Origin of the sequence: Flavobacterium sp. JLP, assembly GCF_015350755.1 — a bacterium.
Classification (GTDB): Bacteria; Bacteroidota; Bacteroidia; order Flavobacteriales; family Flavobacteriaceae; genus Flavobacterium.
In genome coordinates, this window is sequence record NZ_JADKPS010000003.1 from 233,003 (window position 1) to 246,116 (window position 13,114).

A 13,114-nucleotide genomic window follows, 5' to 3' on the forward strand; every position below is an offset into this window, starting at 1 on the left:
TTCATATTTTTTGTAATTTGCGATGATCAAAAAACTAAAATAATCAATAAAAAACCACAAAAAATGAAGCAATTTCTTTTATTATTTGCCTTCTTAATTACTGTTTCTCAAGTTCATTCTCAAGAAAATTTGCCTACAGATTATCTTTCAAAAGAATTTCACAAAGGCAGAAGAGAAGCTTTTAGAAATTTAATGCCTGCTAATTCTGTAGCTGTAATTTTTTCATATCCGGAGCGAGTTTTCTCAAAAGACATCAATTACAATTATCATCAAAATCCCGATATGTTTTACTTAACTGGATACAAAGAAGCAGATGCTGTTTTATTGCTTTTTAAAGAAGCACAGGGTACTGAAAAATATAATGAAGTGCTTTTTGTGAGAGAACGAAATGCAGGAAAAGAAATGTGGACAGGAAGGCGTTTAGGAGTCGAAGGTGCTAAATCTAAACTTGGTTTTTCTACCGTTTACAATGGTAATGATTTTAATGCTTTTGCCATCGATCTTAAAAAATTTGACAAAATCATTTACGACAAAATTCCAACAGATCTTGAAGGAAATAAAAGTGGTTTTGATCTTTTTGGATTGCTTCAAAGTTTCAAAAGCAAAGCCGGAATTACTACAGAAAATGAAGCATCTATAGATTTATTTACAAATATTACCAATTCTCTTCGCGAAATAAAAACGCCTGAAGAAATGGAGTTAATGCGTAAAACTGTTAAACTTTCGTGTGTTGCACATAATGAAGTTATGAAAGCGGTTGGTCCTGATATGAGTGAAAACGAAGCTGACGGAATTCACGCTTACATTCACAGAAAATACGGTGCTGAAGACGAAGGTTATCCTCCGATTGTTGGAGCTGGAGCGAATGGCTGTATTTTACATTACGGAGAAAACAGCGCTACAAAAATGGACAATCAGTTATTATTAATGGATGTTGGATCTGAATATCACGGTTACTCTGCGGATGTTACCAGAACAATTCCAGCAAACGGAAAATTTACTGAAGAGCAAAAGGCAATTTATCAATTGGTTTATGAAGCTCAGGAAGAAGTTTTTAAAATCTGTAAAGAAGGAACTCCCATTCAAGATTTGAATAAAAGATCAAGAGAAGTTATTGCTGCGGGCTTAATCAAACTCGGAATCATTACAGATCCTAAAGATGCGAGAATTTATTATCCGCACGGCTGTTCGCATTTTCTTGGTTTAGATGTTCATGACAAAGGAAATTACACGGGTACATTAAAAGAAAATATGATCTTGACAGTGGAGCCAGGAATCTACATTCCGGCAAACAGTAAATGTGATAAAAAATGGTGGAATATTGGCGTTCGTATTGAGGATGATATTGCCATTAAAAAAGATTCATACGAAAATCTTTCTGCAGAATCTCCAAGAAAATGGCAAGATATTGAAGCTTTAGCCAAACAAAAAAGTACTTTCAACGACATGAAATTCCCTAAAATATAATTGTCCTTTTTACCAAAGATTAAAAGGTTTTCTGCAGATTCTATTACTAAATTTCTAAAAAAATCTTTTTAATCTTTTAATCTGTGGCAAAAAAAATACAAACCTCGCTTCTATTAGAATCGAGGTTTTTTTAGGCAGTTTTAGCAAAAGCTTTTCAAACTGCAAATAATTTTTCACGAACTTTGCTTTCTTAAAAATACTAAAAAATGAAAGCACTTACCTTCTCTTCTTTTGGAGATTCAAATGTTTTAGAATATATAGAAATCCCTAATCCGCAATTAAAAAAAGATGAAATTTTAGTCGAGATGAAAGCCATCGGATTAAATTTTGCAGATGTTTACAGACGAAAAGGAAATTATCATTTAAAAGGAAATCCGCCTTTTATTGCCGGTTACGAGGGCGCTGGAATTGTAGTCGATGCCAATAATCATTCTGAATACAAAGTGGGTGACCGAGTGGCTTTTGCCGATGTTCCTTTCGCCAATGCAGAATTAGTTGCAGTCAATACAAATCACGTCTTGCCTTTACCAGATGCCATTTCTTTCGAGACTGGAGCCTCTATTTTATTACAAGGCTTAACAGCTCATTATTTAGCCACTGACAGTCACAAAACTAAAGAAGGCGAAACAATATTAATTCATGCCGTTGCCGGCGGCGTTGGTCAGATTCTAACACAAATTAGCAAACTTTTAGGAGCCAACATTATTGGTTTAACCTCATCGTCAGACAAAGCAAAAGTCGCTTACGAACAAGGTGCTGATCATGTATTTTTGTATAATGATGATTGGAAATCAGAAGTTTTTAAAATTAATAAAAATGGCGTTGATGTCGTTTACGACAGCATAGGAAGTACTTTGATGGAAAGTTTTGAAGTTACAAAAGAATGCGGTCAAGTTGTTTTCTTCGGAATGGCGGGCGGTGATCCTTCACCTGTAGATCCGAGAATGCTGATGGACGGTTCTAAAACTTTAACCGGAGGCGATTTATGGAGTTATTTAAATTCAAAAGAAGAAAGAATCAAAAGATCAAATCAATTATTTAATTGGATTATTGAGGGAAAAATAAAACTTTCAGAACCCACTTCTTTCAAATTATCAGAAGGAAAATTGGCGCATGATTATCTGGAAAGCAGAAAAAGTACAGGGAAGATTATTTTGATTCCGTAATTGTAGGTTTCAGTTTTCAGCACAATCTTGTCATCATGACGAAGGAAGGATCACACTAGAAACTCCGCAATGAATATCTTAATCTTTGTCGAATTACTTGTGTGATCCTTCCTTCGTCAGGATGACAAAACATCAACTACAATTGATTTATCTCAATCTTAGTCAATTCAGATAATTCTAAAATTCTTTCCACATCATCTTTATTAGCAATAAAGAATAAATAATTATCTCCGTGCGTATCATAAGTCATTAATTCGAGATTTTGTTTTTCTAAAGCCGATTGAATGTAAGGGAACAAATCATGACTATACGTTTCTTCCGGATAGTCAAAGTTTAAATCCGCGCCTACCATTTCAGAAATAAAATATTCAGCATCTTCGGGATCAAATTTCCAGTCGCTGTTCCAAGCATCGATGCTTTCGAAGAAATCAAAATGACCTTCGACTTTTTCATAGTAGTCTTTTGTCTCTTTTTTAAAATCTTTAAAAAGCTTTTTCGATTGTTTTTTAAGTTCTTTTTCTTCGATATTTCCTCTCGAAACCAATTTCATAAACTCCTCAAAAGTTTCTATCGTAACTTCTTCATTTTCTATTAAATTTTCTGATGAAGGAAGTTCAATAGTTTCTGGAATTTCTATGTTTATATATTGGCAGATTCCCTGTAATACAATTTTAAAATCCTTGATTCCAATTTCCTGTGTTTCATTTTTAGGTTTATTTATATCAAGCAATTGGGTATCTAACAATCCTTTAGTATAATCTATAAAATGACTGCTTGAATATAAAATTTTAAAATCGTTTGTTTCTAAACTATTGGTACAGCAAAATATTATAATGAAATTATTTAAAACACGGTTAAAATACTTTTTCATTTCAGCACTTGGCTCTGAATAAAACTGAATATGAATAAAATCATACTCCAGACCTTCCTGCATTATTTCTTCAGAAAGAATACCAATATCAATCTTTTTATAAAGTTCGTTTAAAACTTCGTAGGAATTTTTAAAACCTGCTTTTTCAATTTCGGCTTTGCCTTCTTCATGATCAAAAGAGCCTGGAAAGTAAAAAAGATTGACCACAACATTGTCGTAAATGCCTTTCACCTTAAATTCAAGACTTCCCTGCACATTATACAAATGGGAATAAATTGAATCTATAATATCAAAAGAAATAATGGATTTTGGATCATTGTTTCTGCCAAATAAATTAGAAAAGAAGTTTGCCATTGGATTATATTACCGGATTAATTTTTTAAATTAAATATAACATATTCCAATTAATAAAAAGTTGCGATTTTAGATTATTTCAAAGTCTCAGCAATCATCAAAGCGCATTTTTCACCATCGATTGCTGCAGAAATAATGCCACCGGCATACCCGGCACCTTCTCCACACGGATATAAACCTTTTATTTGCAAATGCTCATAAGTTATCGGATCTCTCGGAATTCTAACTGGAGATGAAGTTCTGCTTTCCGGAGCGTGTAAAATCGCTTCGTTAGTTAAATAACCGCGCATTGATTTTCCGAATTCTTTAAAACCTTCTCGTAAAATCTGAGATAAAAATCCAGGAAAAACCTGCCCCATTTCAACCGAAGTTGTTCCCGGAACATAAGAAGTTTTTGGAATATCTGCTGATACTTTATTCTGGGTAAAATCGATCATTCGTTGTGCCGGAACTTTTTGAGTTTGTCCCGCTAAATGCCACGCTTTTTGTTCAATACTTTTTTGAAATTCCATTCCGGCCAAGGCACCAAATTTTGCAAAAGGTTTAAAATCTTCCAATTTCAATTCGATCACAATTCCAGAATTTGCGGTTGCCTGATCTCTTTTTGATGGTGACCAGCCGTTTGTAACTACTTCGCCCGGACTTGTTGCACAAGGCGCGATTACACCACCCGGACACATACAAAACGAATACATTCCGCGGCCATTAACTTGTTTTACAATAGAATATGGCGCTGGCGGCAAATGTTCGCCACGATAATCACAACTGTATTGAATACTGTCGATCAGTTCTTGTGAATGCTCTGCACGAACGCCTAAAGCAAAAGGTTTGGCTTCAATAAAAATTTTCTTTTTATCTAATAATTCAAAAATATCACGAGCAGAATGTCCCGTTGCTAATATCAATTTATTAGAAAGAATCTTGTCTCCGTTTTGAGTAACGATTCCTTCGACTTCGTTATTCTTAACCAAAATATCAGTCACGCGTGTATCAAACAAAACCTGACCGCCAAATTCGATGATTTTATTTCGAATATCTTCAATGATTTTTGGCAGTTTATTAGTTCCGATGTGCGGATGCGCTTCAATCAAAATATCTTCTGAAGCTCCAAAAGCTACAAGAAGTTCTAAAATTCTGGTAACATCGCCACGTTTTTTAGAACGTGTATATAATTTTCCGTCAGAATAAGTTCCAGCTCCGCCTTCTCCAAAACAGTAATTAGAATCTTCATTGACTAAGTGATCAACGTTAATTGCTTTTAAATCTCGGCGGCGCCCGCGAACGTCTTTTCCGCGTTCGATTACAATTGGCTTTAAGCCTAATTCGATTAATTGTAAAGCTGCGAAAAGTCCGGCTGGTCCTGCACCAACCACAATCACTTCCTGAGACGAAGAAACATCTTTATAATTAGGAAGTTCTATTTTAGTTTCCTGAAATTGTTCTCCTTTTAAATATATAATAACTTTCAAATTGATTTTTATCGCTTTTTGACGCGCATCAATAGATCGTTTTAAAATAGAAATATGTTGTATTTCCTGTAGAGAAACTTTAATTTGTTTAGACAAATAATCTTTAAGCAACAATTCGTTTGCCGCTATTTCTGGCGTTACCTGAAGTAAAAGTTCTCTTGGCATTTTATTTTATTTATTCAATTAGCTTTTCTTTCTATGAAAAGAACATGCAAAAATACTATTTTGAAATGACTTTATATAATTAACCGCAAAGTGCGCAAAGATTTTTAATCTTCATGAAAAAGACTTTGTACCTTTGCTCCTCTGAACCTTTGCATCTTTAAGAAAAATGTCTAGAAAAATAAAACTGATTTGGGATTTTCGTGGTCCGGCTTCGGCAAAAACTGCGGAGCATCATGAAATTCATTTGAAAGAATATATCGTCATAGAAAAACTTCCGTTGAATATTACGGGTTTTAAAATCATAAACGACATGCAGGCAATTGCTTTTATGGTGGTTACCGATGAAAATATGATTCAGGTAAGAGATGCTTTGAAACCGCATCGAGGGGAAGTTTATTCTGAGTAAGATGTGAAATGAAAATGTGAGATGTATGTATCGAAAAATACATTTTACATCTCACATTTAACTTATAACTAGTTAGCTACTTCACTAATAAATTTAATTCTCATCAATCGCAATTCATCAATATCATAATCGCCATCGAATTCTTTAAGAGCATCTTCGATTTTATCTGATTCTGATTCCATGAAATAATCGTGAATTTCTTCTTGCTGATCATCATCGAGCATATCATCAACCCAATATTTGATATTCAATTTGGTTCCAGCGTAAACAATCTGTTCCATTTCTTTAATCAAAGCATCCATCGTAAGACCTTTTGCCGAAGCGATATCACTTAGAGGAAGTTTTCTATCAATATTCTGAATAATATAAAGTTTATTGGCAGAGTTTACTCCAGTAGATTTTACTACTAAATCATCTGGGCGGATAATATCATTATCTTCTACGTAACGATTGATTAATTCTGCAAATTCTCCACCGTATTTTTTAGCTTTTCCTTCACCAACACCATGAATATTAAATAATTCCGTTAAGGTAATCGGATATTTTAAAGCCATGTCTTCAAGAGAAGGATCTTGAAAAACTACAAACGGAGGAACTCCGAGTTTTTTAGCTACTTTTTTACGAAGTTCACGTAACATTCCCATTAAAACTTCATCAGCAGTTCCTGATGATTTTGATGCTGTTACAATTGCCTCATCTTCAGATTCATTGTATTCATGATCTTCAGACATTGTAAATGAAACTGGATTTTTAATAAAGTCCAAACCTTCTTTCGTGATTTTTACAACTCCATACGTTTCAATATCTTTAGATAGATAACCTGCCACAAGAACTTGTCGAAGCAAAGCCATCCAATACTTTTCGTCATGATCTGAACCTGATCCAAAAAACGATTGTGTGTCTGTTTTGTGCGCTTTAATAACTGCATTTACACGACCTATTAAAGTAAACACAATTTCTTTTGATTTGTAAATATGTTTGGTATCGCGAACAATTTCGAGCAATTTCACAACTTGATCCTGCGCTTCAACCTTATTTTTAGGATTACGAACATTATCATCCATATCAGCACCTTCGCCCGTTTCGCTGTCAAATTCTTCACCAAAATAATGCAATAAGAACTTTCTGCGCGACATTGAGGTTTCGGCGTAAGCCACAACTTCCTGCAAAAGAGCAAAACCAATTTCCTGTTCAGCCACTGGTTTTCCAGACATAAATTTTTCCAGCTTTTCTACATCTTTATAAGAGTAATAAGCAAGGCAATGTCCTTCTCCTCCATCACGTCCGGCACGACCCGTTTCTTGATAATAGCTTTCTAGTGATTTTGGAATATCATGGTGAATTACAAAACGAACATCTGGCTTGTCAATTCCCATTCCAAAGGCGATTGTTGCGACCACAACATCTACATCTTCCATCAAAAACATATCCTGATGTTTGGCGCGCGTTTTGGCATCTAAACCTGCGTGATAAGGAACAGCGCTAATTCCGTTAACTTGTAAAACTTCGGCAATTGACTCTACTTTTTTACGGCTTAAGCAATAAATAATTCCAGATTTGCCTTTATGTTGTTTGATAAATCGAATGATATCCGACTCAATATTTTTCGTTTTTGTGCGAACTTCATAGTACAAGTTCGGTCTGTTGAATGATGCTTTAAAAGTATTTGCATCAGACATATCTAGATTTTTCAGAATATCTTCCTGAACTTTTGGGGTTGCAGTTGCGGTAAGTCCAATAATTGGTACTTTACCTAATTGTTTTATAATATTTTTCAGATTTCTATACTCCGGCCTAAAATCATGCCCCCATTCTGAAATACAATGCGCTTCATCAATAGCCACAAAAGAGATTGGCACGCTTTGCAAAAAAGCAACGTATTCTTCTTTTGTTAAAGATTCTGGCGCCACATATAAAAGTTTAGTCAAACCAGAAGTAATATCTTTTTTTACTTGGGCAATTTCTGTTTTTGTAAGAGAGGAATTTAAAACATGTGCAATTCCGTTTTCTGAAGAAAGGCTTCGAATTGCATCGACCTGATTTTTCATCAAAGCAATCAGCGGAGAAACAACAATAGCTGTTCCGTCCTGAATTAAAGCGGGCAATTGATAACAAAGAGACTTTCCACCGCCAGTTGGCATAATTACAAAAGTATTCCCCTTACCTAAGATACTCGTAATGACTTGTTCTTGCAAGCCCTTAAATTGGCTAAAGCCGAAATACTTCTTTAATTCCTTGTGTATTTCAATTTCGTTTGAATTCATTCTTTATATTAATGGATATTTTGTATAAATTTGCAACACATAAAGATACAACTTTCTTTTATACATACAAATTTTAAATATTCTGTTTTGATCACAAAAGAAAATATATTGGCGATCGCCAAAAAAACCATACTATCTGAAAGTGAAGCAATTACAAAACTAATTGATTTTCTGGACGAAAATTTCTACGAAGCAACCCAGCGCATTTACGAAACCAAAGGTCGTTTGATCGTTACCGGCATCGGAAAAAGCGCGATCATTGCTCAAAAAATGGTAGCCACTTTTAACTCAACAGGCACACCATCCATGTTTTTGCACGCCTCAGAAGCCATTCATGGCGACTTAGGAATGATTCAAAAAGAAGACATCATTATCTGTATTTCAAAAAGCGGCAACAGTCCTGAAATCAAAGTTTTAGTTCCGTTATTAAAACGTTTTGGAAACATTTTAATTGCCATTACAGGAAATATAACTTCCTCTTTAGCTAAAGGTTCAGATTACGTTTTGAACACTACTGTTGACATGGAAGCCTGCCCTATAAATTTAGCTCCAACAAACAGTACAACAGCGCAACTTGTTATGGGTGATGCTCTTGCAGTTTGTTTGATGGAAATGCGTGATTTTAAACCCGAAGATTTTGCAGTTTATCATCCGGGCGGTGCTTTAGGAAAAAAACTATTACTTCGCGTAAAAGATATGATTGAACATTCGTTAAAACCAATGGTTACGCCGGATACTTCAATCAAAAAAGCTATTTTTGAGATATCAGAAAAAAGATTGGGCGTAACAGCCGTAATCGAAGACAATAAAATTATCGGAATTATTACAGACGGAGACATCCGAAGAATGCTAAACGACGTAGATACTATTGCGAACTTAACTGCAAAAGATATTATGTCAAAAAATCCTAAATTAGTATCTTCTGAAACTATGGCGGTTGATGCCTTAAATATTTTAGAAGATTTTTCAATAACACAGCTTATTGTGGCTGACAACGGCGAGTACAAAGGAGTATTACATTTACATGACATTTTAAAAGAAGGAATCGTATAATGGCAAAAAAAAACCTTGGCGAGATGTCATTTTTAGACCATCTTGAAGAATTAAGATGGTTGTTAGTTAGAAGTACAATTGCAATATGCATTATGGCATTTGTTACTTATTTTATTAGTGATTATTTATTTGATGAAGTGATTTTAGGCCCAACACGGCCTACTTTTTTTACTTATGTTTGGTTTTGCGACCTATCACATCAATTGGGTTTCGCTGAAAGTATTTGTATTACTGAATTGAATTTTATTATTCAGAATACAGAAATGGAAGGTCAGGTAAATATCTTCGTTTGGATGTGCCTTTTAGCTGGTTTCATCTTGAGTTTTCCTTATATTTTATGGGAACTTTGGAAGTTTATCAGCCCTGCTTTATATGAGAAAGAAAGAAAAAATGCAAAAGTTTTTATTTTCACTTCTTCTCTTTTATTCTTCTTAGGTGTTTTATTTGGCTATTATGTTGTAATTCCGATGTCTGTAAATTTCGTCGCAACTTTCTCTGTCAGTGATGTTGTAAAAAATCAATTCACATTAGATTCTTATATGGGAATGGTTAAAACAAGTATTTTGGCCAGCGGACTGTTTTTTGAATTGCCAATCATCATTTATTTCTTAACTAAACTAGGATTAGTAACACCTGTTTTCTTAAGAAAATATTGGAAATATGCCGTAATAATTATTCTAATTATTGCCGCAATCGTAACTCCTCCAGATGTAGTAAGCCAGACAATTGTAGCAATACCAATGCTGATTATCTACGAAGTGAGTATCCTTATCTCAAGGGTTGTTTATAAAAATAAATTGAAAGAAAATGTCTGATATTGTAAAAGAATTTAACGACTACCGTTCTAAAATGAACGAAAAATTATTAGCTGACAATAATAAAATTGTAAAGCGAATTTTTAATCTTGACACAAACGCATACGCAGCTGGAGCTCTTGATGTTAAAACAAAAGAACTTTTAGGATTGGTAGCTTCTGCAGTTTTACGTTGTGATGACTGCGTAAAATACCACTTGGAAACCAGCCACAAAGAAGGCGTTACAAAAGAAGAAATGATGGAAGCAATGGGAATCGCAACTCTTGTAGGCGGAACAATTGTAGTACCACATTTAAGAAGAGCTTACGAATTCTGGGAAGCTCTTGAAGAGGAAGCTTCTAATTAGAGAATGAGATAATTAGTCAATTAGATAATTTCAATAGGATATGTTAATTCCTTTAATTGATTGACTTATTTTAACTTATTTTGCCCTTCTAAAGATATAAGATAAGTTCTATGATTCACTATACAGAACATTTTCTAATTATCAAATTGACACATTATCTTAATTAAACATATTATCTAATTAAAAAATGAAGCTACGAGCCGATAATTTAATCAAAACATACAAAGGACGCAGTGTTGTAAAAGGAATTTCTGTTGAAGTAAATCAAGGAGAAATTGTTGGGCTTTTGGGACCAAATGGCGCAGGAAAAACAACTTCTTTTTATATGATTGTTGGTTTAGTAAAACCAAATCAAGGAAACATTTATCTTGATGATTTGAATATTACTGATTATCCGATGTACAAACGTGCTCAACAAGGAATTGGTTATTTGGCACAGGAAGCTTCGGTTTTTAGAAAATTAAGCATTGAAGATAATATTTTAAGCGTTTTGCAATTGACTAAACTTTCTAAAGAAGAACAGATTGCAAAAATGGAAAGCTTAATTGAAGAGTTTAGCTTAGAACATATTCGCACGAATCGAGGCGATTTGCTTTCCGGAGGAGAACGCCGTCGTACTGAAATCGCACGCGCATTGGCAACAGATCCTAAATTTATTTTATTAGATGAGCCTTTCGCGGGAGTTGATCCGGTTGCGGTTGAAGATATTCAGAGAATTGTTGCTCAGTTAAAAAATAAAAATATCGGAATTCTAATTACGGATCACAACGTTCAGGAAACTTTAGCCATTACCGATAAAACCTATTTAATGTTTGAAGGAGGAATCCTGAAAGCTGGAGTTCCAGAAGAATTGGTAGAAGATGAAATGGTTCGCCGTGTTTATCTTGGGCAAAACTTCGAACTTCGTAAGAAGAAATTGGAGTTTTAGAAAAGTATACAGTCTCGGTTTTCAGTTTACAGTTTTTTACTGAGACTGAAAACTGCGACTGAATACTAAAAACTCACTCAACCGTAATAAACTGCAGCTGTTCTAAATCGCCGTTGTAGATATTCACATCAACTCTGTGTTTAATTCCGGGCAAAGAAGCTTTTTCTGTAAATTGCCAAAAAAGCCAATCGTCTTCAATTTTTTCTCTGTAGAAATTGTAGTTGGCAATCCAAAATAAATATTCTGAAAATTCTTCTTTTAGAAAATCGCCATAATAGCGTTCGCCTGTATAAATTATCGGACGAACTTTATAATGTTCTTCGACTTTGTTCAGCCAGCGTTTCAAACCTTTCTTTAAACTATCTAAAGGCTGATTTTTCGGCAATCTTTCAATATCTAAAACTGGAGGCAAATCGCCTTTTTGTAATTTTACGGTTTTAATAAAAAGATTGGCCTGTTCGATAGAATTCTCGTTCGGGCGGTAATAATGGTAAGCCCCGCGCATGATTTTATTTTCTTTAGCGCCTTTCCAATTTTGCTTAAATTGTCTGTCAACACGATCGTTTCCTGCTGTTGCGCGTATAAAGACAAATTGCACGGGATATTTTTCCTCTAAAATTTCAATATCTTCCCAATCAACGTTTCCTTGAAATTCAGACACGTCAATTCCAATTACTTTTCCTTTATGGTTTTCTAAAACTTGAATATTTCGAACATCAGAAAGGTGTTTATCAACCTCATCTTCTTCTAAAACTTTGTCAGATTTAAATCCGAGATAATATGCTAAACCTGCACGATAATGATAAATTGTTCCAAATAAAAGCAGTACTAAAAAAGAATATACAATAAAGCGAACCACTTTACTGAAAGCCGATTTAGCGGGTTGCGATTTTCGAGAATAAGAAGTTCGTCGTGTCGTTTTTCTTGCCATTCGAATAAAACTACTTTTTCAAAAACATATTATTTACAACAGACAACAAAACGTAAAAAATGATAATTAAAGGAACTGCACCAAATTGAAACAACACAATCAAACCAAGGGACAGAATCAAAAATACGATTTGTATCATATTATCTTTAAAATTAAATTTTTTGAATTTTAAAGAAAATAAAGGAATTTCAGCATTCAAAATATAAGCACTGAACAGCGTGATAACCAGTAAAACCCATTGATTGGTAAATAGTTCAAGAATAAAAAGCGACGACTCTGAATACATATCCAGTACTAACTGCAAGCTAATAATAAAAAGGGCATTTGCAGGAGTTGGCAATCCAATAAATGAATCGGTTTGACGTGTATCAATATTAAAATTAGCCAGTCTGTAACAAGATCCTAAAGTAATTATAAAACCTAAAAAAGGAATTAACGAACTTGTGCCTAACTGATGACCGCTATTTGCAAACATACTGTACATGACATAACCTGGCGCAACACCGCTGGTTACCATATCTGCTAAAGAATCCAATTGCAGCCCAAGCGGACTTGAAACTTTGAATAATCGAGCAAAAAATCCATCAAAAAAATCAAAAAAGATTCCTAAACAAACCATATAAAAGGCCATTTCATATTTGGCTTCAGAAATAAAAACAATGGCAATACATCCACAAAAAAGATTAATTAATGTGATTAAATTAGGAATGTGCTTTTTAATATTCATCTTTTATAAATTTTGATAATGGTAAGGAACAAATTTAGCATAATAACCTTAAGCAAAAGGCGTTTTTATAAGAGTTTTTTATTTGAAATTTTGAGTTTCGCAATATTTCTCAAAAGGAATAAATTAGATGCGTAAAATATTATATTTTTGAT

General features: G+C 34.0%; 12 protein-coding genes. 7 read left to right on the forward strand and 5 right to left on the reverse strand.

Annotated features, from left to right (window positions below; translation table 11 throughout):
- Nucleotides 1-63 precede the first annotated feature (63 nt).
- Both IRZ83_RS10495 and IRZ83_RS10500 read left to right on the forward strand, forming a co-directional pair.
- Nucleotides 64-1,467 (forward strand): aminopeptidase P N-terminal domain-containing protein, encoded by a 1,404-nt coding sequence (locus tag IRZ83_RS10495; protein ID WP_194568590.1) that lies wholly within the window; start codon nucleotides 64-66, stop codon nucleotides 1,465-1,467.
- A gap of 206 nt (nucleotides 1,468-1,673) precedes the next feature.
- Complete coding sequence (locus IRZ83_RS10500) at nucleotides 1,674-2,633, forward strand: quinone oxidoreductase family protein (protein WP_194568592.1); 960 nt, start codon at nucleotides 1,674-1,676, stop codon at nucleotides 2,631-2,633.
- Between the two features lie 136 nt (nucleotides 2,634-2,769).
- Here the strand turns inward: IRZ83_RS10500 and IRZ83_RS10505 are convergent, their stop codons facing one another.
- Nucleotides 2,770-3,858, reverse strand: coding sequence for a hypothetical protein (locus IRZ83_RS10505; RefSeq protein WP_194568594.1), 1,089 nt, complete (start codon nucleotides 3,856-3,858; stop codon nucleotides 2,770-2,772).
- A 74-nt stretch (nucleotides 3,859-3,932) separates the two neighbouring features.
- Nucleotides 3,933-5,492 (reverse strand): NAD(P)/FAD-dependent oxidoreductase, encoded by a 1,560-nt coding sequence (locus tag IRZ83_RS10510; protein ID WP_194568596.1) that lies wholly within the window; start codon nucleotides 5,490-5,492, stop codon nucleotides 3,933-3,935.
- Between the two features lie 166 nt (nucleotides 5,493-5,658).
- Here IRZ83_RS10510 and IRZ83_RS10515 point away from each other — a divergent pair, with 166 nt between their 5' ends.
- Nucleotides 5,659-5,898 (forward strand): hypothetical protein, encoded by a 240-nt coding sequence (locus IRZ83_RS10515; RefSeq protein WP_029272160.1) that lies wholly within the window; start codon nucleotides 5,659-5,661, stop codon nucleotides 5,896-5,898.
- 68 nt (nucleotides 5,899-5,966) lie between these two features.
- Here IRZ83_RS10515 and recQ read toward each other — a convergent pair whose 3' ends face one another.
- Entirely contained in the window at nucleotides 5,967-8,162 is a 2,196-nt protein-coding gene (recQ, locus tag IRZ83_RS10520; protein WP_194568598.1) for a DNA helicase RecQ, read from the reverse strand.
- An 87-nt stretch (nucleotides 8,163-8,249) separates the two neighbouring features.
- Here recQ and IRZ83_RS10525 point away from each other — a divergent pair, with 87 nt between their 5' ends.
- The 4 genes from IRZ83_RS10525 (at nucleotide 8,250) to lptB (ending at nucleotide 11,304) form a co-directional block, all read left to right on the forward strand.
- Entirely contained in the window at nucleotides 8,250-9,215 is a 966-nt protein-coding gene (locus tag IRZ83_RS10525) for an SIS domain-containing protein (RefSeq protein ID WP_194568600.1), read from the forward strand.
- A complete protein-coding gene (gene tatC / locus IRZ83_RS10530; RefSeq protein WP_029272157.1) occupies nucleotides 9,215-10,030 on the forward strand; it encodes a twin-arginine translocase subunit TatC in 816 nt (271 codons plus the stop codon). The genes IRZ83_RS10525 and tatC overlap by 1 nt, the downstream gene beginning before the upstream one ends.
- Nucleotides 10,023-10,376, forward strand: coding sequence for a carboxymuconolactone decarboxylase family protein (locus IRZ83_RS10535; RefSeq protein WP_029272156.1), 354 nt, complete (start codon nucleotides 10,023-10,025; stop codon nucleotides 10,374-10,376). Before tatC ends, IRZ83_RS10535 begins: the two co-directional genes overlap by 8 nt.
- 187 nt (nucleotides 10,377-10,563) lie before the next feature.
- Nucleotides 10,564-11,304, forward strand: a complete 741-nt coding sequence (gene lptB / locus IRZ83_RS10540; RefSeq protein ID WP_029272155.1) for an LPS export ABC transporter ATP-binding protein — start codon at nucleotides 10,564-10,566, stop codon at nucleotides 11,302-11,304.
- Between the two features lie 73 nt (nucleotides 11,305-11,377).
- Here lptB and IRZ83_RS10545 read toward each other — a convergent pair whose 3' ends face one another.
- A complete protein-coding gene (locus IRZ83_RS10545) occupies nucleotides 11,378-12,235 on the reverse strand; it encodes a glycoside hydrolase family 25 protein (protein WP_029272153.1) in 858 nt (285 codons plus the stop codon).
- A 10-nt stretch (nucleotides 12,236-12,245) separates the two neighbouring features.
- Nucleotides 12,246-12,962, reverse strand: a complete 717-nt coding sequence (locus tag IRZ83_RS10550; RefSeq protein ID WP_194568602.1) for a CDP-alcohol phosphatidyltransferase family protein — start codon at nucleotides 12,960-12,962, stop codon at nucleotides 12,246-12,248.
- Nucleotides 12,963-13,114 lie beyond the last annotated feature (152 nt).